The organism is Falsiroseomonas frigidaquae, assembly GCF_012163145.1.
Classification (GTDB): domain Bacteria; phylum Pseudomonadota; class Alphaproteobacteria; order Acetobacterales; family Acetobacteraceae; genus Falsiroseomonas; species Falsiroseomonas frigidaquae.
Window position 1 is genome coordinate 20,799 of sequence record NZ_JAAVTX010000013.1, and the last position, 22,585, is coordinate 43,383.

20 protein-coding genes are annotated in these 22,585 nt (G+C 69.7%); 18 read left to right on the top strand and 2 right to left on the bottom strand.

The genetic code is table 11. The annotated features are described in order from the left end of the window. The first annotated feature begins 83 nt into the window (after window positions 1–83). From HB662_RS28345 to HB662_RS28355, 3 genes are all read left to right on the top strand, one after another. Window positions 84–1,160, top strand: coding sequence for a sensor histidine kinase (locus HB662_RS28345; RefSeq protein ID WP_168055362.1), 1,077 nt, complete (start codon window positions 84–86; stop codon window positions 1,158–1,160). A gap of 27 nt (window positions 1,161–1,187) precedes the next feature. Next, window positions 1,188–1,859 (top strand): class I SAM-dependent methyltransferase, encoded by a 672-nt coding sequence (locus tag HB662_RS28350; RefSeq protein WP_168055364.1) that lies wholly within the window; start codon window positions 1,188–1,190, stop codon window positions 1,857–1,859. 63 nt (window positions 1,860–1,922) lie between these two features. Then, window positions 1,923–2,816 carry an aminoglycoside phosphotransferase family protein gene (locus HB662_RS28355; protein WP_168055366.1) on the top strand — a complete coding sequence of 298 codons (894 nt, stop codon included), beginning with the start codon at window positions 1,923–1,925 and terminating at the stop codon, window positions 2,814–2,816. On the opposite strand, the gene pobA is transcribed toward HB662_RS28355, so the two are convergent. Beyond that, complete coding sequence (pobA, locus tag HB662_RS28360) at window positions 2,804–3,988, bottom strand: 4-hydroxybenzoate 3-monooxygenase (RefSeq protein WP_168055368.1); 1,185 nt, start codon at window positions 3,986–3,988, stop codon at window positions 2,804–2,806. The two genes, HB662_RS28355 and pobA, sit on opposite strands and share 13 nt — an antisense overlap. A 285-nt stretch (window positions 3,989–4,273) precedes the next feature. On the opposite strand from pobA, the gene HB662_RS28365 reads away from it, so the two are divergent. From HB662_RS28365 to HB662_RS28430, 14 genes are all read left to right on the top strand, one after another. After that, the gene (locus HB662_RS28365) at window positions 4,274–5,629 is read left to right on the top strand and encodes an esterase-like activity of phytase family protein (RefSeq protein ID WP_168055370.1); all 1,356 of its coding nucleotides are present in this window, start codon (window positions 4,274–4,276) and stop codon (window positions 5,627–5,629) included. 30 nt (window positions 5,630–5,659) lie between these two features. Next, the gene (phnD, locus tag HB662_RS28370; protein WP_168055372.1) at window positions 5,660–6,574 is read left to right on the top strand and encodes a phosphate/phosphite/phosphonate ABC transporter substrate-binding protein; all 915 of its coding nucleotides are present in this window, start codon (window positions 5,660–5,662) and stop codon (window positions 6,572–6,574) included. 32 nt (window positions 6,575–6,606) lie between these two features. Continuing rightward, entirely contained in the window at window positions 6,607–7,458 is an 852-nt protein-coding gene (phnE, locus tag HB662_RS28375) for a phosphonate ABC transporter, permease protein PhnE (protein ID WP_342449607.1), read from the top strand. Beyond that, the gene (gene phnE / locus HB662_RS28380) at window positions 7,455–8,219 is read left to right on the top strand and encodes a phosphonate ABC transporter, permease protein PhnE (RefSeq protein WP_245185984.1); all 765 of its coding nucleotides are present in this window, start codon (window positions 7,455–7,457) and stop codon (window positions 8,217–8,219) included. Before phnE (HB662_RS28375) ends, phnE (HB662_RS28380) begins: the two co-directional genes overlap by 4 nt. Further along, window positions 8,216–8,875, top strand: coding sequence for an LbetaH domain-containing protein (locus HB662_RS28385; protein WP_168055376.1), 660 nt, complete (start codon window positions 8,216–8,218; stop codon window positions 8,873–8,875). Before phnE (HB662_RS28380) ends, HB662_RS28385 begins: the two co-directional genes overlap by 4 nt. 68 nt (window positions 8,876–8,943) lie before the next feature. Further along, window positions 8,944–10,500 (top strand): phosphoric/sulfuric ester hydrolase PehA, encoded by a 1,557-nt coding sequence (pehA, locus tag HB662_RS28390; protein WP_168055378.1) that lies wholly within the window; start codon window positions 8,944–8,946, stop codon window positions 10,498–10,500. Between the two features lie 11 nt (window positions 10,501–10,511). Further along, window positions 10,512–12,134, top strand: coding sequence for an ABC transporter substrate-binding protein (locus HB662_RS28395; RefSeq protein ID WP_168055380.1), 1,623 nt, complete (start codon window positions 10,512–10,514; stop codon window positions 12,132–12,134). 2 nt (window positions 12,135–12,136) lie between these two features. Further along, entirely contained in the window at window positions 12,137–13,720 is a 1,584-nt protein-coding gene (locus HB662_RS28400) for an ABC transporter substrate-binding protein (protein WP_168055382.1), read from the top strand. 4 nt (window positions 13,721–13,724) lie between these two features. Then, entirely contained in the window at window positions 13,725–15,293 is a 1,569-nt protein-coding gene (locus HB662_RS28405) for an ABC transporter substrate-binding protein (RefSeq protein WP_168055384.1), read from the top strand. A 2-nt stretch (window positions 15,294–15,295) separates the two neighbouring features. Continuing rightward, window positions 15,296–16,915 (top strand): ABC transporter substrate-binding protein, encoded by a 1,620-nt coding sequence (locus HB662_RS28410; RefSeq protein WP_168055386.1) that lies wholly within the window; start codon window positions 15,296–15,298, stop codon window positions 16,913–16,915. Continuing rightward, the gene (locus tag HB662_RS28415; RefSeq protein WP_168055388.1) at window positions 16,912–17,895 is read left to right on the top strand and encodes an ABC transporter ATP-binding protein; all 984 of its coding nucleotides are present in this window, start codon (window positions 16,912–16,914) and stop codon (window positions 17,893–17,895) included. The genes HB662_RS28410 and HB662_RS28415 overlap by 4 nt, the downstream gene beginning before the upstream one ends. Next, window positions 17,892–18,902: an ABC transporter ATP-binding protein gene (locus HB662_RS28420; protein WP_168055390.1), complete on the top strand. Its 1,011-nt coding sequence runs from the start codon at window positions 17,892–17,894 to the stop codon at window positions 18,900–18,902. The genes HB662_RS28415 and HB662_RS28420 overlap by 4 nt, the downstream gene beginning before the upstream one ends. A 1-nt stretch (window position 18,903) precedes the next feature. Next, window positions 18,904–19,845, top strand: a complete 942-nt coding sequence (locus HB662_RS28425) for an ABC transporter permease (protein WP_168055392.1) — start codon at window positions 18,904–18,906, stop codon at window positions 19,843–19,845. A 2-nt stretch (window positions 19,846–19,847) separates the two neighbouring features. Continuing rightward, window positions 19,848–20,726, top strand: coding sequence for an ABC transporter permease (locus HB662_RS28430; RefSeq protein ID WP_168055394.1), 879 nt, complete (start codon window positions 19,848–19,850; stop codon window positions 20,724–20,726). Between the two features lie 6 nt (window positions 20,727–20,732). Here the strand turns inward: HB662_RS28430 and HB662_RS28435 are convergent, their stop codons facing one another. Next, window positions 20,733–20,942, bottom strand: a complete 210-nt coding sequence (locus tag HB662_RS28435) for a hypothetical protein (protein WP_168055396.1) — start codon at window positions 20,940–20,942, stop codon at window positions 20,733–20,735. Window positions 20,943–21,062: 120 nt separating this feature from the next. On the opposite strand from HB662_RS28435, the gene HB662_RS28440 reads away from it, so the two are divergent. After that, window positions 21,063–22,487: an alkaline phosphatase family protein gene (locus tag HB662_RS28440; RefSeq protein WP_168055398.1), complete on the top strand. Its 1,425-nt coding sequence runs from the start codon at window positions 21,063–21,065 to the stop codon at window positions 22,485–22,487. The last annotated feature ends 98 nt before the right edge of the window (window positions 22,488–22,585 follow it).

A 22,585-nucleotide genomic window follows, 5' to 3' on the forward strand; every position in this document is an offset into this window, starting at 1 on the left:
CTGGCATGTCCTTGACGGCCCACGCAGACACACACGACCTCCTCGCGCAACAGACAGCGCTCGCTCGCTTCGGCGAGTTCGCCTTGCGCGCCGATGACCTCGACCAGATCCTGCACGAGGCCTGCCGGCTGGTAGCCGAGGCGCTGGGCACCGAGCTGGCCAAGGTGGTCGCGCTCGGCGCCGATGGCCGGACGCTGACGGTACGCGCCGGCATCGGCTGGCGCGACGAGGTGGACGGCGTCACCACGGACATCACATGCGGGCCGGAAGGCCTGGCGCTGCGCAGCGGGGCGGCTGTGGTCTCGCCCAACCTGGCACAGGAGCAGCGCTTCGATGTGCCGGACTTCGTCCGCGAACATGGCTGCCAGGCCACCGTCTGCGTCGTGATCGTCGGCGTCGACGGCACGGCGCCCTATGGCGTGCTGCAGGTGGACAGCCGCCGGCCGCAGGCCTTCGGCGAACAGGACGTCGCCTTCCTGCAGAGCTACGCCAACCTTCTCGCCGCCGCCGTCGGGCGGCTGCGCGCCAATGCCCGGCTGCGGCGCAAGGCCGACGACAATGAAAGGCTGCTGCGCGAATTGCAGCACCGGGTGAAGAACAACCTGCAGGTCATTGTGGCCATCCTGGACCTGCAGTCGCGCCAGCTGCGGACCCCGGAAAGCCGTGCGGCGATGCGCGGCGTCGCCAGGCGGGTGGAGGCGCTGCGCCTGCTGCACGACAAGCTGCACCTGTCCGGGGAAGTGGATGAACTCGACCTCGGCGAGTACCTGGCGCAGCTCAGCGCCGGCCTGCTCAGCTTCCATGAGGGCAGCACGGCGCGCGTGCAATTGGCGCTGGAGGTGGAGCCCGGGCTGGTGGTGTCGCCGGACCAGGCAGCGCCGCTCGGCCTCGCGGTGAATGAGTTCATCACCAATAGCCTGAAGCATGCCTTCGGCGACCGGGTCGGCCGCATCGGCCTGACGCTTGCCGCCGCGCCGGCGCAACGTGCCCTGCTGCGGCTTTGGGACGATGGCCGCGGGCTGCCCGAGCCGCGGCCGAAGAACGGCACCGGCATGCGGATGATCGAGAGCTTCGGCCGCCAGCTCGGCTCGGCCGTGCACTGGTCCTCCGACGGGACCGGCACGCGACTGGAGATGACGATCCGCCTGCGCGGCACCTGAGGCGAGCGGATGGAAGGGGGAGCGGGCATGGACATGGACCCGGCATCGCACGCGGCCTGGCTCGGCGAGCCTGGGCGGATCTTCGACATCGACCAGGTGCAAGGCCTGGCCGCCGCGCTATCCTCGGCCGAATATGCACAGGCCCATATGCAGGGCGCTCCGCGTTTCGCCGACAAGGACGCGCTGCTGCGCCACGCGGCCGGCCTGGCCCCGGCGGAAGGGCTCGTGCTGGAATTCGGCGTCTTCGCCGGCCGCAGCATCAACCTGCTCGCGGAATGCCTGCCCGGTCGCCCGATCCACGGCTTCGATTCCTTCGAGGGCCTGCCCGAGGGCTGGCGCCCCGGCTTCGGCCCCGGCGCCTTCGCCCTGCCCGCCCCGCCGGAGGTCCCGCCGGGCGTGGAGCTGGTGGTCGGCTGGTTCGACCGTACCCTACCCGGCTTCCTGGACGACCACCCCGGCCCGGCCGCGCTGCTGCATGTGGATTGCGACCTGTATTCCTCGACCCAGACCGTGCTGGCCCAGCTTCGGGACCGCATCGGCGCGGGCACGATCCTGGTCTTCGACGAGTACTTCAACTACCCGGGCTGGCAGCAGCACGAGCATCGCGCCTTCCGGGAATTCGCCGCCGGCGGCCGCGCCTATGAATATGTCGGGCTGGTGCCGTCGGACCAGCAGGTGGCGGTGCGGATGCTGCGCTAGCCGGCCGGCGCAACCCAAGCTTCACGCCAGGGCAGGCGGGCGGGCTTGCTACAGGCGGCCGCGATGTCACCGAACACCCCCAGCCTGTGCGATGCGGCCCTGGCCCGCCGCCTGGTCCAGACCCAGTTCCCGCAATGGGGTGGCCTGCCGGTGCGCCCGGTGGCGGAAGGCGGGCAGAACAACCTGACCTTCCGCCTGGGCGCGCATCTGCTGATCCGCCTGCCGAGCGCGGAGCGCTACGTGGCGCAGGTGGCCAAGGAACAGGCCTGGCTGCCGCGCCTCGCCCCGCACCTGCCGCTGCCGATCCCCCGGCCGATCGCCTTGGGCGCGCCCGGGGACGGCTTTCGCTGGCCGTGGTCGATCTATGACTGGATCATCGGCGATGTCGCCCGCCCGGAACGCATCCGCGACCCGCAGGGCCTGGCCGAGGATCTGGCCGGCTTCCTGCTGGCGTTGCAGGCGATCGACCCGACGGACGGCCCGGCCGCGGGGGCACACAACTTCCATCGTGGCGGGGCGCTGGCCGTCTATGATGCGGAAACGCGCGCGGCGATCGCCGGACTGGGCGACGAGATCGATGCCCCGGCGGCCCTGGCGATCTGGGACGCCGCGCTGGCCTCCGCCTGGGACGCACCGCCGGTCTGGATCCATGGCGATGTGGCGCCGGGCAACCTGCTGCTGCGCGCGGGGCGGCTCTGCGCCGTGATCGATTTCGGCAATATGGGCGTCGGCGACCCGGCCTGCGACCTGGTTCCGGCCTGGACCATGTTCGACCCGCCGGCCCGCCAGCGCTTCCGCAACAGCCTGGCCCTGGACCCCGGCACCTGGGACCGGGCGCGCGGCTGGGCGCTGTGGAAGGCGCTGATCACCTGGCGGGCGCCGGACCCGGCTGGGCCGGCGGCGCGGCGCGTGGTGGCGGCGCTGCTGGCGGAGCGGGGCTGCGGCTACACCTCGTAGGGCAGGCCCACATAATTCTCCGCCAGCGTCGTCATCGCCGCGCGGCTGGTGGAAACATAGTCCAGCTCCGCCACCTGCACCCGGTGCTCGAAGAGGTCGGCGCCGTCGAAGCGGTGCAGCATGGAGGTCATCCACCAGGAGAAGCGCTGGCCCTTCCAGATGCGGCGCAGGCAGATCTCCGAATACTGCTCCAGCAGCGCCGCGTCGTTCTTCGCGAAGAAGCGCTCCAGCCCGCGGGCCAGGACGCGGATATCGGCGATGGCCAGGTTCATGCCCTTGGCGCCGGTCGGCGGCACGATGTGGGCGGCGTCGCCCGCCAGGAACAGGCGGCCATGGCGCATCGGCTCCACCACATAGCTCCGCATGGCGGTGACGCCCTTCTGGAAGATTTTCCCTTCTTGCAATTCCTCCCCGCAGCCCAGGCGCTTGTGCAATTCGGCCCAGATCCGGTCATCGGGCCAAAGCGCCAGGTCTTCATCCGGCGCGCATTGCAGATACAGCCGGCTGATCGTCTCCGACCGCATGGTGGCGAGGGCAAAACCGTCCTGGTGGCGTGCGTAGATCAGCTCCTCCGACACCGGCTTCGAATGCGCCAGGATGCCGAGCCAGGCGAAGGGGTAGATGCGGTCATAGACCCGGATGATGTCCTCCGGGATGGCGCCGCGGCAGATGCCGTGGAAGCCGTCGCAGCCGCCGATGAAGACGCAATCCAGCAGCTGCGCCTGGCCTTCATGGGTGAAGCTGATGCGCGGGCTGTCGCTGGTCACGTCATGCACGGCGACATCGGCCACCTCGAACAGGATCGGCGGGTTGCCCCAACGGGTGCCGGCGGCCAGGCGCGCGGCGATCAGGTCCTTCACCACTTCCTGCTGCCCGTAGATGGTGACCACCTTGCCGGTGAGGTCGGTCAGCGGGATACGGTGGCCGGCGCCGTCGAAGCGCAGCTCGATGCCATGATGCGCCAGGCCCTGGCGGTGCAGGCGCTCCGCCACCCCGGCCTCGGTCAGGGTATCGACGCTGCCCTGTTCCAGCAGCCCGGCCCGCACCCGTTCCTCGACATAGGCGCGGGACCGCGCCTCCAGCACCACGCTGTCGATGCCGGCCAGATGCAGCAGGTGGGACAGCAGCAGCCCCGCGGGGCCCGCGCCGATGATGCCAACCTGGGTCCTCATGGTCTGGTCTCCCCCCCCTGATCCGCCGCCTGGCCGAATGCTGTCCCGGGCGGCTTCGCAATGGCCGCGCGGCCCGATTGTTCTATCGCATAACGATCCTGCTGTCGCCCGCGCCCGGCAAGCCTCGAACCGCTTAGAAAACCGACCTTCCGCCGCCCCCTCCGGATGACCTGGGCAGCGATCCGTCCGGCATCACGCACCGTCCCCACACCGTCACCCCGGCGTCAAGCGAGTGTCACACGCGATGGCTAAAGCCGCTGCACGTGCCAGCAGGGAGTTTCGCCCATGCGCCGCCTGATCCTCGCCACAGCCCTTGCCTTCAGCCTGCCCGCCAGCGCCGATGAGCGCTTCGAGGCCACGCTTGCCGGCCATGCGCTGATGCCGGCCGCGACCATGGTGCTGCCGCCGGCCGATGCGCCGCGCCAGCTTCTGGTCTCCGGCCGCTTCGTGGGCCCCGGCAACCAGCGCGTCGATGCCATCGGCAGCCTGCCGGGCATGACGGGAACCGGCCGCCCCACCGGCATCGCCCGGCCGCTGGTCGGCCAGCCCTACCAGGGCATTTCCGGCATCAAGCCGGTGCCCGGCGCCGCGGGCGAGTACTGGCTGATCGCCGACAACGGCTTCGGCAACCGCCGCAACAGCGGCGATGCCATGCTGATGATCCACCGCGTGCGGCCCGACTGGCGCTCCGGCCAGGTGGCGCTCCTGGAGACCATCTTCCTCTCCGACCCCGAGCGCCAGGTGCCCTTCCGCATTGCCAATGAGACGACCGAGGCGCGCTACCTGACCGGCCACGACTTCGATCCGGAGAGCCTGCAGCCGGTCGGCGACGGCTTCTGGATCGGCGATGAATTCGGCCCCTTCCTGATCCATCTCGACCGCCAGGGCCGCGTCCGCCGCGTGGTGGAGACCCGGCTGGAGGGCGAGGTGATCCGGTCCCCGGACCATCCATCGCTGCAGGTCCCGGCCAGCCCCACCGCCGGCGTGCCCTTCCGCGTCCGCCGCTCCGGCGGCTTCGAAGGCATGGCGCTGTCGCCGGATGGCAGCCACCTCTACCCGATGATCGAGCAGCCCCTGTTCACCGCCGCCGGCCAGCCCGAAGGCGCCTTCATCCGCATCCTGGAATTCAACCTGGCACGCGGCGAATGGACCGGCCGCAGCCTGCGCTTCCAGCTTGCGCCGGGCGCCGTCGCGATCGGCGACTTCAACTTCATCGACGCGAACCGCGCCATGGTGATCGAGCGCGACGGCGGCGAGGGTGACGCCGCTTTGGCCTGCCCGCAGGGCCAGCGGCGCCCCGACTGCTTCGCCAATCCGGCGCGGGTGAAGCGGGTGACGCTGATCGACCTCAGCCAGACGGATGCCGAGGGCTTCGTGCGCAAGATCGGCCATCTCGACCTGCTGGCGATCCGCGATCCGGAGGGCCTGGCACGCCAGCATGGCGACCGCGCGCCGGATGCGCCGCGCGACCGCTTCAGCTTCCCCTTCGTCACCATCGAGAGCGTGGCGCGGGTGGATGACGAGCACATCGTCATGGCGAATGACAACAACCTGCCGGGCAGCGCCGGGCGGTTCCTGACGCGCGCGGACGACAACGAGATGATCCTGCTGCGCGTCCCCGAATTCCTGCAGGCCCGCTGAACGCGGCCCACGCCAATAAGGAAGATCCTCATGATCACACGTCGTACCACCCTGCTCGCCACCGGCGCTGTGCTGGCCGCGCCGCCGCTTGCCCGCGCCCAGTCCGGCTGGCGGGCGCAGTTCCGTGAGCTGCGCTACGGCATCATCTCCTCGGAGAACGAGCGCGATGCCATCGCGCGGCTGCAGGGCCTCGCCGCCCATGCCGAGCGCAAGCTGGGCGTGCCGATGCGCATCACCCGCGGCACGGACTACGCCGCCGTGGTGGAAGCGCTGCGCGCCAACCAGCTGGAATTCGCCCATCTCGGCCCGGCCGCCTATGCGCTGGCGCGCCGCGCCATGGGCGAACGCGTGGTGCCGCTGCTGCGCCACCGCGGGCGCGACGGCGCCGAAGGCTACTACTCCGTCATCTTCGTCAAGGCGGATAGCAGCGTCCAGTCGCTGGCCGACCTGCGCGGCCGGTCCTTCGCCTTCGCCGATCCGAACTCCGCCTCCGGCTTCGCCGCGCCGAGCTACTTCCTGCGCAAGGAAGGCGTGGAGCCGAGCACCTATTTCAGCCGTACCGGCTTCTCCGGCAACCATGAGCAGTCGGTGATCGCGGTGCTGAACGGCACCTACGATGCCGCCGCAACCTTCTGGAACAACGAGACCGCAGGCAACATCCAGCGCATGACGGAAAAGGGCATGATCCAGCCCGGCACCACGCGCATCATCTGGCGCAGCCCACTGATCCCGAACTCCCCCACCGTGACCCGCGCCGAGGTGCCGGAGGATCTGCGCCGTGACTTCGTCGCCATGATGAAGGCGCTGCCGACCGAGGCGCCCGAGGTGCTGCGCCAGCTCAGCACCAACACCGCCGGCTTCGCCGATGCGCGCAACGAGGATTATCTCGACGTCATCGCGATGACCGAGGACAACCAGAGCCGCCGCCGCGAGCGCCGGTCCTGAGCAGCGCACCGCACGCGCCCGGCAGCCCGGCGGTGGCGCTGGCCACCGCGGACTGGGCCGCGCGGTCACGGGCGCGCAGCCTTCGGGCGCTGGCCGGCACGCTGGTCTTCCTGGCCGCCATCGCCGTAGCCGGCCAGGTGGGCCAGGTAGATTTCGGCCGGCTGCTGGCCGGGCTGCCGATGGCCGCCGATTATATCGGCCGAACCCTGCCGGTGCTGCGCGCGGAGACCCTGGGTGCCGACATCGCCGAATGGTTCTGGGGTTTCGACCTGTGGGTCGGCCTGCTGCTGGACACCATCCTCATCGGCTATACCGGCACCGTGCTCGGCGGGGCCGCCGGGCTGCTGCTGTCCTTCCCCGCGGCGACAACGCTGGCGCCGCGCTGGGCGGTGGAGCTTTCCCGCCGCGTGCTGGAATTCGCGCGCACCGTGCCGACGCTCGTCTTCGCGCTGATCTTCGTCTACGCCTTCGGCCTCGGCCCGCTGGCCGGCGTGCTGGCCATTGCCCTGCACAGCATGGGCGCGCTCGGCAAGCTCTTCGCGGAGGTGCATGAGAATGCCGACCTGCGCACGGTGGATGCGGTGCGCGCCACCGGCGGAAGCTGGACGCAGGCGATGCGCTACGGCGTGCTGCCGCAATCCGTGCCCGGCGTGCTGTCCTTCGGCCTGCTGCGCTTCGAGATCAATGTGCGGGAGGCGAGCGTGCTCGGCCTGGTCGGCGCCGGCGGCATCGGGGAGGAGCTGTATCTCTCGGTCCGGCAATTCGAATATCCGGACATTTCCGCCATCCTGCTGCTGATCCTGGCGACCGTCATGTTGATCGACCAGATCTGCACATGGCTGCGCCATCGAATCCTGGGCGTGGAGGCGCTGCGCGTCGCATGACCCTTTCCCGCACACCCCTGTTGTTCGCCGGCGGCCTGCTGCTGCTGGCCCTCGGCCTCTGGCGCGTCGATGCCTCGCCGGCACGGCTGCTGGATGGGCTGGGCAAGCTCGGCTGGCTGGTGACTCTGATGTGGCCGCCCTCCCCCGGCGGCGCGCTGCGGGACCTGCTGGAGGCGCTGGCGGAGACGGTGGCGATGGCCTTCCTCGGCACGCTGCTGGCCGCCCTCGTCGCGCTGCCGCTGTGCTTCCTCGGCGCGGGCAATGTCATTGCCAGCACGCTGCTGCGCTTCACCGTGCGGCGCAGCTATGACGGGCTGCGCGCGGTGGACAGCCTGGTCTGGGCGCTGATCTTCGTCTCCGCCGTCGGCATGGGGCCCTTCGCGGGCATCCTGGCGCTGGCGCTGCCCGATATCGGGCTGCTGGCCAAGATCTTCTCCGAGGCCATCGAATCCGCGGATCGTCGCCAGGTGGAGGGTGTGCGCGCCTCCGGTGGGTCGCGGCTGCACGCCATCCGCTACGGGCTGGTGCCGCAGGCGGCACCGGTGATGCTGTCCCAGCTGCTCTATACCTTCGAGAGCAACACGCGGTCCGCCACCATCCTCGGCGTGGTCGGCGCCGGCGGCATCGGGCTTGCGCTCGGCGACCGAATCCGGCTGAACAATTGGGACGAGGTGGCGTTCATCGTGCTGCTCATCCTCGTCACCGTCGCCATCATCGACTGGGGCAGCCGCAGGCTGCGATTGAGGCTGATCCGCGCATGACCGTCTACCAAGATCCCGCCACCGCGAAGAAGACACTGGGGCTGGAACCCTGCATCGACCCGACCGCCAGCGTGCGCGACACGCGCTTCGGCATCTATACCGAGGTCGGCGCCCGCACCTCCATCGCGGAGACGGAATTCGGCGACTACTCCTACGTCGTGCATGACAGCCAGATCATCTATGCGACGATCGGAAAGTTCTGCTCCATCGCCAGCCATACGCGGATCAACCCGGGCAACCACCCGCTGGACCGCGTGGCGCTGAACCACTTCACCTATCGCGCCAGCGCCTATGGCCTCGGCCCGGACGATGCCGGCTTCTTCGATTGGCGGCGCGGCGCGCATGTGACGCTGGGGCATGATGTATGGCTCGGCCACGGCGTCATCGTGCTGCCGGGCGTGTCCATCGGCACGGGTGCGGCGATCGGCGCCGGCGCGGTGGTGACGAAGGATATCCCGCCCTTCGCCATCGCGGTCGGCAATCCGGCCCGCGTGCTGCGCTTCCGCTTCAGCGAGGCCGTGCGCGAAAGCCTGCAGAGGATCGCCTGGTGGGACTGGCCGCGGGAGCAATTGGCGAGCGGTCTGGACGACATGAGGAACATGTCCGCAGAGTCCTTCTGCGAGAAATACGATCTCGCCTTCTGTCACGAAGTCTAAGCGCCACCGTCACACGACGGACGCGGTTCGCCGGTTAAGCCCCGCCGCATCGAATGGAGCGGTGCAGCATGGCCAGGCGGAAGAACGTTCTTCTTATTGTTGTTGACCAGTGGCGTGCGGATTTCGTGCCCGCCCTGGGCGCGGATTTTCTGCGCACGCCGAACCTGGACCGCCTGTGCCGCGAAGGCGTCACCTTCCGTAACCATGTCACCAACACCGTGCCCTGCGGCCCGGCGCGCGCCAGCCTGCTGACCGGCCTGTACCTGATGAACCATCGCGCCGTGCAGAACACGGTGCCGCTGGATGCACGCCACACCAACCTCGGCAAGCAGCTGCGCCTGATCGGCTACGACCCGGCGCTGATCGGCTACACCACCACCACGCCGGACCCGCGCACCACCGGCCCGCGCGATCCGCGCTTCACCACGCTCGGCGACCTGATGGACGGTTTCCGCAGCGTCGGCGCCTTCGAGCCGAACATGGATGGGTATTTCGGCTGGCTGGCGCACCAGGGCTACGAACTGCCGGCGAAGCGCGAGGATATCTGGCTGCCGGAAGGCGTGGACGCCGTGCCGGGCGCCACCAACCGCCCGTCCCGCATCCCGAAGGAGCTGTCGGACACAACCTTCTTCACCGAGAAGGCGCTGACCTACCTGAAGGGCAAGGGCGAGAAGCCCTGGTTCCTGCATCTCGGCTACTACCGCCCGCATCCCCCCTTCATCGCGCCCGCGCCCTACAACACCATGTACGACCCGGCGGACATGCCCGCCCCCGTGCGCGCCCCGCGCTGGGAGGAAGAGTCCGAACAGCACCCGCTGCTGCGCCACTACCTGCGCGCCATCGGCCAGGCGTCCTTCTTCCGCGGCGCCCAGGGCGCCGGCTCCGGCCTCGACGAGGCCAGCATTCGCCAGATGCGCGCCAGCTACTGCGGCCTGATGACCGAGATCGACGACGCGCTGGGCCGCGTCTTCGCCTATCTCGAACAGACCGGGCAGTGGGATGACACCACCATCATCTTCACCTCCGACCATGGCGAGCAGCTCGGCGACCATTGGCTGCTCGGCAAGCTCGGCTATTTCGACGAGAGCTTCCGCATCCCGCTGGTGGTCAAGGGTGCCGGCGCGCAGGCCGGGCTGATCGACGACACGCTGACCGAAAGCGTGGACGTGATGCCGACCATCCTCGACCTGCTCGGCGGCGAAGTGCCGCGCGCCTGCGACGGCCGCTCACTGTTGCCGGTACTGGCCGGCGAGAAGCCCGCCGATTGGCGCGACCTGCACCACTACGAATACGATTTCCGCGACATCCACTACTCCCAGCCCGAGACCGCGCTGGGGCTGACCATGGACACCTCCAGCCTCTGCGTCGTGCAGGATGCGGAGTACAAATACGTCCACTTCGCCGCCCTGCCGCCGCTGTTCTTCGACCTGACGCGCGACCCGAACCAGTTCGAAAACCGCGCCGATGACCCCAAATACGCGACCCGCGTGAAGGACTACGCGCAGCGCGCCCTGTCGCTGCGGCTGCGCCGCGCCGAACGCACCCTCACCCATTTCCGCGCCACGCCGCAGGGCCTGGACGAGCGCCGCCCGGCGCCGCCCGCGCTGCGCGCCGCCGCAGAATAAGGAGCACCCCGATGCAGATCTCCCGCCGCCTCATCCTCGCCACGCCGGCGCTGGCGCTGCCGCGCTTCGCCATCGCGCAGGGCGACAACCGCCCCTCCATCACCATCGCCGTGCAGAAGGTGGTGAACAGCAACACCCTCGAAGTGCTGCGCGAGCAGTCCAATGTGGGCGAGCGCGTGTTCTTCTCCTCCCTGTGGGAGGGCCTCATCGGCCGCGACTGGCTCGGCCAGCTTGGTGAGGTGCCGGGCCTGGCTACCGAATGGCGCCGCATCTCCGACCAGGTGGTCGAACTCAAGCTGCGCCCCGGCGTGCGCTTCCACAACGGGGATGAGATGACGGCGGAGGACGTGGTGTTCTCCTTCTCCCGCGACCGCATGTTCGGCAATACGCTGGCCACCGCGCAGGGCCGCACCATCCCGATCGGCGAGGGCATGCCCGCGCCGCGCGCCGGCAAGGAACTGCCGCCGGAAGTGCCCGCCGTCGCGCGCCGTTCCTGGCCGGCGCTGGAGCGTGTGGAGGCCGTGGACAAGTACACGGTGCGCTTCCACAACGCGACGCCGGACGTGACGCTGGAAGGCCGCCTCTCGCGCTACGGCAGCGAGATCATGAGCCGCCGCGGCTTCGAGGAAGCGGCGAACTGGCTGGAATGGGCGCGCAAGCCGATCACCACCGGCCCGTACATGGTGGCCGAATATCGCCCGGACGTCTCGCTGACGCTGGTGGCGCATGACGGCTACTGGGGCGGCCGCCCGCCGCTGAAGCAGATCCGCTTCGTCGAGGTGCCGGAGGTTTCCTCCCGCATCAACGGCCTGCTCTCCGGCCAGTACCAGTTCGCCTGCGACCTGCCGCCGGACCAGATCCCGGGCATCGAGAGCAACGCGGCCTTCGAAGTGCAGGGCGGCACCATCCTCAACCACCGCCTGATCTGCTTCGACAAGAACTTCCCGGCGCTGCGCGATGCGCGTGTGCGCCGTGCCATCACGCATTCCATGGATCGCCAAGCGATCGTGGACAGCCTCTGGGCCGGCCGCACGGAAGTGCCGAAGGGCCTGCAGTGGCCGTATTACGGCGAGATGTTCCACGCCGACTGGTCGGTGCCCGCCTTCGACCCGGCGCTGGCCCGCCGCCTGCTGCGGGAAGCGAACTACCGCGGCGAGCCTATCCCGTACCGCCTGCTGAACAACTACTACACCAACCAGAACGCCACCGCGCAGGTGCTAGTCGAGATGTGGCGCCAGGTCGGCCTGAACATCCAGATCGAGATGAAGGAGAACTGGTCGCAGATCCTGGAGCGCAGCCCGACGCGCGCCGTGCGCGACTGGTCCAACAGCGCACCCTTCAACGACCCGGTCTCCTCCCTGGTCAACCAGCACGGCCCGAACGGCCAGCAGCAGCAGGTTGGCGAGTGGACGAATGAGGAGATGAACCGCCTGTCGGTCGAGCTGGAGACCAGCACGGACCGCCCGCGCCGCCGCGCCGCCTTCCGCCGCATGCTGGAGATCGCGGAGCGCGAGGACCCCGCCTATACCGTGATCCACCAGAACGCGACCTTCACCGCCAAGCGCAAGGACATCCGCTGGAAGGCGAGCCCGGCCTTCGCGATGGACTTCCGCGCCAACAACTGGGGGGCCTGAGCATGCTCCGCCGCCGCACCCTGCTGGCCGCTGCGCCGATCGGCGCGGCGGCGGCTGCCCTGCCTCGCTTCGCCATCGCCCAGGGCGATCAGCGGCCCGTCGTCACCATCGCCGTGCAGAAGATCGGCAACAACGGCACGCTGGATATCCTGCGGGAAGCCAGCAATGTCGGCACGCGCTGGTACAACCTCTACAAGGAACCGTTGATCGACACGGACTGGACCGGCGACCTCGCACTGCGCCCGGGCCTGGCCACCGCCTGGCGACGGATCGACGAACGCACGGTTGAGCTCGATCTGCGTGACGACGTGCGTTTCCATGACGGCACGAAGCTGACAGCGGAACACGTCGCCTTCACCTTCAGCGCCGAGCGCATGTTCGGCCGCGCGGGCCTGACCGGCCCCGCCGCCCCGCCGCCGGAAGTCGCCGCCGGCGCACGTGGCACCTTCCCGGGCTTCGAGAAGGTGGAGATCCTCGGCCCGCACCGCCTGCGCTGGGTCAACCGCACCGGCGACGTGACGCTGGAAGGCCGCCTTTCGCATCGCGCCGGCAGCATCATCCCCGGCGAGGCCTTCGCGCGTGCCGGCGGCTGGGCTCCGTTCTTCCAGATGCCGATCGGCACCGGCCCCTATCGCGTCGCCGAGTGGCGCATCGACAGCCGCCTGGTGCTGGAAGCCTTCGACGATTACTGGGGCGGCCGCCCGCCGATACGTCAGATCCGCTTCCTGGAAGTGCCTGAGCTGTCATCCCGCATCAACGGCATGTTCGCCGGCGAATACGACTTCGCCTGCGACATCACGCCCGACCAGATCACGACCATCGAACGCGATCCGCGCTTCGAGGTGGTGGGCGGCGTCATCATGAACCACCGCGTCACGCATTTCGACACGACGCATCCGGTGCTGGAGAACCCGCTGGTGCGCCGCGCCATGACGCATGCGGTGGACCGGAAGGCGATCGTGGACAGCCTCTGGGCCGGCCGCACGGAGATCCCCGCCGGCCTGCAATTCCCCTTCTTCGAAGGCATGATGGCGCAGGGCTGGTCCGTGCCGCGCTTCGATGTGGCCGAAGCCCGCCGCCTGCTGCGCGAGGCGAATTACCGCGGCGATCCGATCCCGTATCGCATGCTGAACAACTACTACACCAACCAGACCGCGACCGGTCAGGTGATGATGGAGATGTGGCGCGCCGCCGGGCTGAACGTGCAGATGCAGATGGTGGAGAATTGGGGCCAGGTGCAGGCCGCCGGCCTCGGCCGCGGCATGTTCGAGCACTCCGTCACCAGCTTCTTCAACGACCCCGTCTCCTTCATCCCGACCACCTATGGCCCGCGCGGCTCGCTCAGCCGCAACGGCATGTGGAAGAACGCGGAATTCATGGCCCTGGTGCCGCAGCTGGAATCCGGCACGGACCGCGCTCAGCGCGCCGCCATCTGGGCGCGCATGCTGCAGATCATGGAACGCGAGGATCCGGTGGTGAACGTCATCCACCAGACCGCGAATTTCACCGCCAAGCGCCGCAACATCGCCTGGCGTCCGGCCAAGTCCTTCGTGATGGATTTCCGCCGCCAGAACTGGGGGACCTGAGCCCATGAAAATTTCCCGCCGTTCCGCGCTCAAGCTGGGCGCGGCCAGCCTGGCGCTGCCCGCCCCCGCCATTGCCCAGGCCGACAGCCGGCCGACGGTGACAGTCGCGGTGCAGAACATCAGCACCTCCAATACGCTGGAGATGCTGCGCGAGCAGTCCAATGTCGGCACGCGCATCTTCCGCAACTATGTGGAGCCGCTGGTCGATACCGACTGGGTCGGCGACATGTCGCTGCAGCCGGGCCTCGCCACCGCCTGGGAACGCGTCGATGACCGCACCGTGGATTTCACGCTGCGCCAGGGCGTGCGCTTCCACAATGGCGATGCCTTCACCGCCGATGACGTCGCCTTCTCCTTCGGCCCGGACCGCATGTGGGGCGGCGGCGCGAAGGAAGTGCCGACCGCCGTCGTCCAGGGCGCGCGCCGCATCTTCCCGGGCTTCGAGCGGATCGAGGTGCTGGGGCCGCATCGCGTGCGCGTAGTGAACAGCGTGCCGGACATCGTGCTGGAAGGCCGCATGGCGCGCACCGCCGCCGTCATCGCCAACCGCCGCGCCTTCATGGCCGCACCGTCCTGGATGGAATGGGCGCGCAAGCCGGTTGGCACCGGCCCCTACAGCATCGCGGAATACCGCCCGGACCAGATGCTGACTCTCGATGCCTTCGACGCGCATTGGCAGGGCCGCCCGCCGATCCGCCGCCTGCGCTTCGCGGAGGTGCCGGAAGTGGCAAGCCGCGTGAACATGCTGGTCTCCGGCGAGGCGCAATTTGCCTCCGACATTCCGCCGGACCAGATCGAGCGCATCGCCAGCGATCCGCGCTTCGAGGTTGCGGGCGGGCCGATCAACAACACCCGGTACCTGGTCTTCAACCAGGCGCATCCGGTGCTGGCCAATCCGCTGATCCGCCGCGCGATGAGCCACAGCATCGACCGCGAGGCGATCGTCGCCGCGCTGTGGGGCGGCCGCACCACGGTGCCGCGCGGCCTGCAATGGGAATTCTACGCGGATATGTACCTGGCCGATGTCGAGGTGCCGAAATTCGACCCGGCCGAGGCGCGCCGCCTGCTGCGCGAGGCCGGCTATCGCGGGGAGGCCATCCCCTATCGCTGCCTGAACAACTACTACACCAACCAGACCGCGACCGCGCAGATCAACGTCGAAGGCTGGCGCGCCGTCGGCCTGAATGTCGAGCTGCAGATGGTCGAGAACTGGGGCCAGATCCAGGCCGGAGACAAGACCAGCCGCGGCGTGCATGACTGGTCCGCCGCCGCGGCCGTCAACGATCCCTCGATCCAGATGTCCGGCACCTGGGGCCGCGCCGGCGCGCCCTGGCTGCGCGAACAGTATCGCAACGAGGAATTCGGCACGCTGGCCGATGAGCTGGAAACCAGCATGGACCGGCCGCGCCGCCGCATCGTCTGGCGCCGCATGCTCGAGATCATCGAGCGCGAGGATCCGGGCTACGTCGTCCTGCATCGCAACGCCAACTTCACCGCCAAGCGCCGCGACATCGCCTGGCGCGCCGCGCAGTCCTTCGTGATGGACTTTCGCGCGAGCAATTGGGGAGCCTGACCATGACCACCCTCACCCGCCGCACCGCCTTCGGGCTCGCCGGCGTATCGCTGATCCTGCCGCGCTTCGCCATCGCGCAGGCGGACCAGCGCCCGACCATCACCATCGCGGTGCAGAAGCTGGCGAACACGAATACGCTGGAGCCGCTGCGCGAGCAGTCCAATGTCGGCACGCGCACCTGGCACAGCTATGCCGAGACGCTGATCGAGCAGAGCTGGACCGGCGATCTCGGCCTGAAGCCGGCGCTCGCCGAATCCTGGCGCCGCATCGATGACCGCACGGTAGAGCTTTCGCTGCGCCGCGGCGTGCGCTTCCATGATGGGCGGGAGATGACGGCCGAGGACGTCGCCTTCTCCTTCAGCGCGGAGCGCATGGGCTGGGGCATGACGGTGGAGCAGGCGCGCAACCTGTTCGCCGTGATCCCCGGCCAGAACCCCGGCCGCACGCCGCCGCCCGAGGTGCTCGCCGTCGCCCGCCGCACCTACCCGGCCTTCGAGCGCATCGAGATCGTGGACCGCCACACGGTGCGCTTCGTCAACAAGGTGCCGGACGTCACGCTGGAAGGCCGCATCAGCCGCAATGTCGGCGCGATCTTCTCCCGCGACGCCTTCGAGAAGGCTGGCTCCTGGCTCGACTGGGCGCGCCGTCCGGTCGGCACCGGCCCCTATCGCGTGGCGGAATTCCGCCCCGACCAGTCGCTGATCCTGGAAGCCTTCGACGAGTACTGGGGCGGCCGCCCGCCGATCGCGCGGCTGCGCTTCATGGAAGTGCCGGAGGTGGCCTCCCGCATCAACATGCTGCTGTCCGGTGAGGCCGACTTCGCCTGCGACATGCCGCCCGACCAGATCGCGACGGTGGAACGCAACCCGCGCCACCAGGTGGTCGGCGGCCCGATCATGAACCACCGCCTGACGGTGTTCGACAAGAACCACCCGGTTCTCGCCAACCCGCTGGTGCGCCGCGCCTTCACCCACAGCATCGATCGCGACGCCATCACCGCGGCGCTCTGGGATGGCCGCGCGCCGGTTCCGAAGGGGCTGCAATTCCCCTTCTATGGCGAGATGTTCCACCAGGATTGGGAAGCGCCGAAATACGACCTCGTCGAGGCCCGCCGCCTGCTGCGGGAGGCGAATTATCGCGGCGAGGCCATCCCCTATCGCCTGCTGAACAACTACTACACGAACCAGACGGCGACCGCGCAGATCCTGGTCGAGGGCTGGCGCCAGGTCGGGCTGAACGTGCAGATCGAGATGCGGGAGAATTTCCCGCAGGTCCTCTCCCGCGAAGGCCAACGCGGCGTGCGGGACTGGTCGAACAGCGCCAGCTTCAACGACCCAACCGCCTCCATCACTTCGCAGCACGGGCCGCAGGGCCAGCAATGGCAGATCGGCGAATGGCGCAACGAGGAATTCGGCCGCCTGTCCGGTGAGCTGGAAACCAGCACGGACCGCGCCCGCCGCCGCGTGGTGTTCCGCCGGTTGCTGGAGATCGCGGAGCGCGAGGACCCCGCCTACACCGTGCTGCACCAATCGGTGAACCTGACGGCCAAGCGCCGCGACATCGCCTGGAACGCCGCGCAATCCTTCAGCATGGACTTCCGCAGCCGGAACTGGGGCGCATGAGCGCGCCGCTGGTCTCCCTCAAGGGGCTGCGCGTCGCCTTCGACGAACAGCCCGCGCTGCGCGGCATCGACCTGGATGTGGCGCCGGGTGAATCCGTCGGCCTGGTCGGGGAATCCGGCTGCGGCAAGTCGGTCACCTGGCTCGCCGCGCTGGGGTTGCTGCCGGGCCGCGCCAGCGTCACCGGCAGCGTGAAGCTGCAGGGCGAGGAACTGCTGCATGCCCGGCCGGATGTGCTGGACCGCGTGCGCGGCGGCCGCATCGCCATGATCTTCCAGGACCCGGCCAGCAGCCTCAACCCGGTGCACCGCATCGGCAAGCAGATCACGGAAGCGCTGCGCCTGCATCGCGGCATGGATGGTCCGCAGGCGCGGGCGGAAGCGAAGCGCCTGCTGGACCAGGTGGGCATCCCGGATGCCGCGCGCCGCCTCGATGCCTGGCCGCACGAGCTCTCCGGCGGGCAGAACCAGCGGGTCATGATCGCCATCGCCCTCGCTGGCCGTCCCGAATTGCTGGTGGCGGATGAGCCCACCACGGCGCTGGACGTGACCATCCAGGCGCAGATCCTGACCCTGCTGCAGGACCTGCGGAAGGAGACCGGCATGGCGCTGGTGCTGATCTCCCACGATCTCGGCGTGGTCGCCGACAGCTGTGAGCGGGTCTGCGTCATGTATGCCGGACGCATCGTCGAACAGGCGCCGAGCGCGCGGCTTTTCGAGGCGCCGGCGCATCCCTACACGCGCGGCCTGCTCGGCGCGCTGCCGCCGCTGCATGGCCCGCGCCGCAAGCTCTCCGCCATTCCCGGCGGCGTGCCGGAACCCTGGGCGATGCCGCCGGGCTGCGCCTTCGCGCCGCGCTGCGCCATGCATGTCTCCGCCTGCGACGCGGCGGTGCCGGAGCCGGTGGGGCTGGCGCGCAACCATCGCGCCGCCTGCATCCGCGCCACCATCCCCTTCCCCCAGGACCAGGTGGCCTACGCATGAGAACCGGTGGAGAGCTTCTGGTCGCAGAGGGTATCACCCGGCGCTACGCCATGCGCCGCGGCGTGCTGGGCAAGTCCGTCGAGGTGCGCGCCGTGGATGGCGTGTCGCTGAAGCTGGAACGCGGCCGTACGCTGGGCCTCGTCGGTGAATCCGGCTGCGGCAAATCCACCACCGGCCGCCTCGTGCTGGGGTTGGAGCGGCCCGATGAGGGGCACGTGGAGTTCGAGGGCAAGGCGATGCCGGCGCCGAACACCGAAGCCTGGCGTCGCGCCCGCGCGCGCATGCAGATGGTGTTCCAGGACCCGCTCGGCGCGCTGGACCGCCGCCTGCCGATCGGCACCCAGGTGGCGGAGCCGCTGGAGATCCACAATATCGGCACGCCCGCCGAACGCGCAGAACGCACGACGGAGCTGCTGCGTGGCGTCGGCCTGCGGCCGGACCAGGCGGCGCGCTACCCGCACGAGCTGTCCGGCGGCCAGCGCCAGCGCGCCGTGCTCGCCCGCGCGCTCGCTACCAACCCCGCCTTGCTGGTCTGCGACGAGCCGATCAGCGCGCTGGATGTCTCCATCCAGGCGCAGGTGATGAACCTGCTGGTGGATCTGCAATCCAGCCTCGGCCTCGGCATCCTGTTCATCAGCCATGACCTGCGCGCGGTGCGGCAGGTCAGCCACCGGGTCGCCGTGATGTACCTCGGCCGCATCGTCGAGGAAGGCGAGCCGGATGAGGTGTTGCACGAGCCGGCGCACCCCTATGCGCAGGCCCTGGTCTCCGCCATTCCGCATCCGGGCAAGGTCGGCCGGGGCATCGTGCTGCAGGGCGACCCGCCCAATCCGGCGGACCGCCCCTCCGGCTGCGCCTTCCACCCGCGCTGCGCCTTCGCCACCGAATTGTGCGCGCGCGAAACCCCCGTGCTGAAGCCGCGCAGTGGCGATGGCCGCATGGTGGCCTGCCATGTCGCGCAGGGCGAAGTCGCCCCCGGCAACGGCGTATTGAAGGAAGCCGCCTGAGATGATCCGTTTCCTCGGCAGCCGCCTGCTGCGCGCCGCCATCACCATCATCATGGTGGTGACATTCGCCTTCATCGTGCTGCGCCTGTCCGGCGACCCGGCGCAGATCATCATGGGCGCCGATGCGCCGCCCGAGGCAGTGGATGCCTTCCGCACCGCCTGGGGCCTCGACCAGCCCGTGCTGCTGCAATATTTCCACTACTTCGGCGCCATCCTGCAGGGCGACCTGGGACGGTCCATGCGCGACGGGCGCGACGCCATCGTGCTGGTGGCGGAGCGGATTCCGGCGACGCTGGCGCTCACCATCCCGGCGCTGATCATCAAGCTCGGCCTCGGCATCCCGGCCGGTATCACCGCGGCGCTGCACCGCAATTCCTTCATCGACCGGGCGGTGATGCTGCTGGCCGTCGCCGGCTTCACCGTGCCGTCCTTCGTGCTCGGCCTGCTGCTGGTGCTGGTCTTTGCCGTGCAGCTCGGCTGGCTGCCCTCCGGCGGGCAGGAAAGCTGGCGGCATGCGATCCTGCCGATCATCACCATGGGCGTGGGCGGTGCCGCCGTGCTGGCGCGCTTCACCCGCAGCGCGATGCTGGAGGTGCTGGGCCAGCCCTATATCCGCACCGCCTCCGCCAAGGGCGTGCCGTGGCGCGCGGTGGTCTGGGGCCATGCGCTGCCGAATGCCGCCATCCCGACCGTCACCATCGTCGGCTTCATGGTCGGCAGCCTGATCGCCGGCGCGGTGGTGGTGGAGAGCGTCTTCTCCTGGCCCGGCGTCGGCCGGCTGCTGGTGGTCGCGGTGGCGAACCGGGACCTGGCGGTGGTGCAGTGCATCCTGCTGCTGGTCGCCGCCACCATGGTCACCGCCAACCTGGTGGTGGATCTGCTGTACGGGCTGCTGGACCCGCGGCTTCGCAACCAACCCAAGCGCGCGACGGGGGCCGCCTGACCATGTCCGACATCACCGCCCCCGCCGTTCTCAGCACCGCCCCGCCCCGCAAGGCGCGGCCGCTGCCGCCGCCCATGGTGCTGTTCGGGCTGGTCTGGCTGGCCTCCATGCTCGCCGTGGCGCTGCTCGCGGATGTGATCAGCCCCTATGCCTACACCGCGCTCGACCTGCGCAACCGCCTGTCGCCGCCGATCGGCATGGGCGGCAGCTGGCTGCATCCGCTGGGTACGGATGAGCTGGGGCGGGACGTGATGGCGCGGCTGATCTACTCGATCCGGATGAGCCTGCTGATCGCCTTCGGCGCCACCATCATCGGCGCCGTCATCGGCACCACGCTGGGCTTCCTGGCCGCCCATTTCCGCGGCTTCGTGGAGCAGGTGGTGCTCGCGCTGGTGGACTTCTCCGCCAGCCTGCCCTTCCTGATCCTGGCGCTGTCGGTGCTGGCTTTCTTCGGCAATTCGATGGTGCTGTTCATCTGCCTGCTCGGGCTGCATGCCTGGGAACGCTACGCCCGCATCGCGCGCGGCCTGGCGATCTCGGCCAATGGCCAGGGCTATGCGGCGGCGGTCCGGCAATTGGGCGCCTCGCCCTGGCGGATCTATGGCCGGCACGTGCTGCCGAACATCGCCTCCACGCTGATCGTGTCCATGACGCTGGCCTTCCCCGAGATCATCCTGCTGGAATCGGGGCTGTCCTTCCTCGGCCTCGGCGTGCAGCCGCCGGAGACCTCGCTGGGCTCGATGGTGGGCTACGGGCGGGAATATCTGACGCGGGCGCCCTGGATCCTGCTGGCGCCGGCCTTCACCATCATCCTGACGACGCTGTCCGTGTCCCTGATCGGCGACTGGCTGCGCGACCGGATGGATCCGACTTTGCGCTGAGGCCCGTTACGGGGCGTGCTGCCAGGCCGCCCCGTCCAGCAGACGGTCGATATGCAGCCGGGCTTCCGCCAGCAATTGCGGCAGGCCGCGCGGCACCCGGTTTCGCAGGATGGTGTTGCCGCCACGGCGCGGTAGCACGATCCGCAGCCGCCAGCCCGGGCCATGCGGCGCGGAGTGGATGCGGTGGCCCCGGTAGATGGTCGTACGCGCCGCCATGGAAGTGCCTCGACAACCCCCTCGCTTGTCCAAGCTTCGGCCCGACGGGCCCGCAAGGTCAAGCGCGGAATTTGCTGCACCCCGATGAAGAAACAATGACTGTTCGGAGACACTGACCGGATGCCCCGCTTCGTCCTCATCGCCCTCGACGGGCTGCGCCCGGATATGGTCTCGCCGGAAGCTACGCCGAACCTGGCCGTGCTCACCGCGTCGGGCACGCGCTTCGCCCATGCCCGCAGCGTGTTCCCCAGCGAGACGCGCGTCGCCACCCCTTCCCTCATCACCGGCTGCCGGCCGGGCGGGCACGGCATGGTGGCGAACACGCTGTTCGACGCCGCGGTGGCGCCGGACCGGCTGCTGCGGACCAAGCTGGTCGCTGACGTGCTCGCCATGGCGCAGGGCGCCGAAAGCCCGCTGGAGCGGCCGAGCCTGGGCGAGCGCCTGGCGAAGGCCGGGCGCAGCTTCGCCCTGGTCAGCGCCGGCACCGCGGGCGCGGCGCGGCTGCTGCATCCGGCGGCCGACCGCCTCGGCAGCTTTCGGTGGAATGTCGAGGATACCGAGGGTGCGACCGCGGCGCTGGTCCGCGCCGAGATCGGCGAGACCCCGCCGCATGCCGTGCCGAACCTCGGCCGCATCGCCCATGCCGGGCGGGTGCTGCTGGATCATGTGCTGCCGAAGCTGCGCCCGGATGTGGCGCTGCTCTGGCTGTCCGAGCCCGACATCGCCTTCCACTGGGGCGGCCTGCGTTCGCCCGAGGCGCAAGCCGGCTTGCGCGCATCGGATGCGGTGGTGGGCCAGGTGATGGCCTGGCGGGACGCGCAGCCGGATGCGGGGGAGATCGGCATCATCGTGCTGTCCGACCACGGCCATGTCACCGGCCGCGGCAAGCTGTCGCTGGCCGCCGAGCTGCGCCGCGCCGGGTTCAAGGCTGGAGCCGGAATGGCGACGGATGTGGATGTCGTGGTTGCCCCGGCGGCGGCACCCGGCCTGTGGTTCCGCGACCCCGCGCTGGCCCCGCAGGTGGCGGCGTTCCTGGCGACGCAGCCCTGGGCCGGGCCGCTGCTGGCGCGGGATGCCTCCATCCTGCCGGCGGGCCAGGCCATGGCGCTGTCCGTGCTCGGCAGCGGCCATCGCCGCAGTGCGGACCTGGTGGCGACCTTCGCCGGCTCCGCGGATGACGATGAATGGGGCCTGCCCGGCCATGCGCCCTTCGATGCGCCGGACGTGCCGGAAGGCGGCGGCATGCATGGCGGGCTGCACCGGGCGGAACTGGCGACGGTGCTGGTGATGCAGGGCGGCCGGTTCCGCCGCGGCGCCGTGGCGCAGGTGCCGGCCGACCTGACCGACATCGCGCCCACCGTGCTGCACCTGCTGGGCCTAGGCACCGAGGGCTGCGAGGGAAGGCCGCTGGACGCCGCATGGGATGCGGCGCGGGATGCGGCACCGATCACCGAGCGGCTGGAAATGCCGCGCGGCTTCGTGCTGGAGGCGATGCGGGCGGAGCCAGGCGGACGGCTCTACCCAACCGGGATGGTGCGGGCTTAGGTCGTGGACTCGTAACTGCGCGCCCAGAGGCGTGCGGCGGCGAGGTGGAGCGCGGCGAGGTAGTTCCGGGCGAGCTTGTCGAAGCGGGTGGCGACACG

Bases quoted from the DNA above. Each gene is read 5' to 3' on its own strand.
- HB662_RS28365 (WP_168055370.1), top strand. From the start codon at position 4,274: ATGCGCCGCCTGATCCTCGCCACAGCCCTTGCCTTCAGCCTGCCCGCC.
- pobA (WP_168055368.1), bottom strand. From the start codon at position 3,988: ATGAGGACCCAGGTTGGCATCATCGGCGCGGGCCCCGCGGGGCTGCTG.
- HB662_RS28395 (WP_168055380.1), top strand. From the start codon at position 10,512: ATGCAGATCTCCCGCCGCCTCATCCTCGCCACGCCGGCGCTGGCGCTG.
- HB662_RS28350 (WP_168055364.1), top strand. From the start codon at position 1,188: ATGGACATGGACCCGGCATCGCACGCGGCCTGGCTCGGCGAGCCTGGG.
- pehA (WP_168055378.1), top strand. From the start codon at position 8,944: ATGGCCAGGCGGAAGAACGTTCTTCTTATTGTTGTTGACCAGTGGCGT.
- phnE (WP_245185984.1), top strand. From the start codon at position 7,455: ATGACCCTTTCCCGCACACCCCTGTTGTTCGCCGGCGGCCTGCTGCTG.
- HB662_RS28405 (WP_168055384.1), top strand. From the start codon at position 13,725: ATGAAAATTTCCCGCCGTTCCGCGCTCAAGCTGGGCGCGGCCAGCCTG.
- HB662_RS28355 (WP_168055366.1), top strand. From the start codon at position 1,923: ATGTCACCGAACACCCCCAGCCTGTGCGATGCGGCCCTGGCCCGCCGC.
- HB662_RS28435 (WP_168055396.1), bottom strand. From the start codon at position 20,942: ATGGCGGCGCGTACGACCATCTACCGGGGCCACCGCATCCACTCCGCG.
- phnD (WP_168055372.1), top strand. From the start codon at position 5,660: ATGATCACACGTCGTACCACCCTGCTCGCCACCGGCGCTGTGCTGGCC.
- HB662_RS28430 (WP_168055394.1), top strand. From the start codon at position 19,848: ATGTCCGACATCACCGCCCCCGCCGTTCTCAGCACCGCCCCGCCCCGC.
- HB662_RS28415 (WP_168055388.1), top strand. From the start codon at position 16,912: ATGAGCGCGCCGCTGGTCTCCCTCAAGGGGCTGCGCGTCGCCTTCGAC.
- HB662_RS28425 (WP_168055392.1), top strand. From the start codon at position 18,904: ATGATCCGTTTCCTCGGCAGCCGCCTGCTGCGCGCCGCCATCACCATC.
- HB662_RS28400 (WP_168055382.1), top strand. From the start codon at position 12,137: ATGCTCCGCCGCCGCACCCTGCTGGCCGCTGCGCCGATCGGCGCGGCG.
- HB662_RS28440 (WP_168055398.1), top strand. From the start codon at position 21,063: ATGCCCCGCTTCGTCCTCATCGCCCTCGACGGGCTGCGCCCGGATATG.
- HB662_RS28420 (WP_168055390.1), top strand. From the start codon at position 17,892: ATGAGAACCGGTGGAGAGCTTCTGGTCGCAGAGGGTATCACCCGGCGC.
- HB662_RS28410 (WP_168055386.1), top strand. From the start codon at position 15,296: ATGACCACCCTCACCCGCCGCACCGCCTTCGGGCTCGCCGGCGTATCG.
- HB662_RS28385 (WP_168055376.1), top strand. From the start codon at position 8,216: ATGACCGTCTACCAAGATCCCGCCACCGCGAAGAAGACACTGGGGCTG.